Below are 517 nucleotides of genomic sequence, written 5' to 3' on the forward strand. Positions count from 1 at the left end.
CTGGCCGCCCGCCAGGGCGTGACCGTCGCTGCGGATCGCATCGCCAACCTTAACGGGCGCATCGCCGGCGACGACGTCGCGCTGACGGCCGCCAGCGACCTGTTGCACCGGGGCGGCGACATCGACGGCCGCGCCGTCACGCTGTTTGCCGGCCGCGACCTCACCCTGCAAGGGGGCGGTGTGAGCGCCGAGCGGGAACTGACCCTGCAGGCCGGCCGCGACCTCGCGCTGACCAGCCAGGCCGGCCGGCAGACCGCGCTCACGGTCACGGACAGCGACGGCCGGCTGCAAGCCAATGCCGGTCGCGACCTGACCATCGCCGGCGCCGCCCTCGACGCCGCCGGCAGCCTGGCGCTGGGCGCCGGGCGCGACCTGAACATCGCCAGCACGCGCGACACCCAATCCACCCGCTACGGCAGGGTGACCCTCAAGACGGCCGAGCTCGACCACCAGGCCACGCTCAGCGCCGGCCAGGACCTGATCCTCAACGCCGGGCGCGACCTCGGCCTCGCCGCGG

General features: G+C 75.0%; 1 protein-coding gene. It reads left to right on the top strand.

Features of this window, described 5'->3' with window-relative positions:
- Nucleotides 1-517, top strand: a 517-nt coding sequence (locus ACUY1T_RS22025) for a hemagglutinin repeat-containing protein (protein WP_446025703.1), incomplete at both ends; no start/stop codon positions are given.

Source organism: Billgrantia sp. Q4P2, from assembly GCF_052806135.1.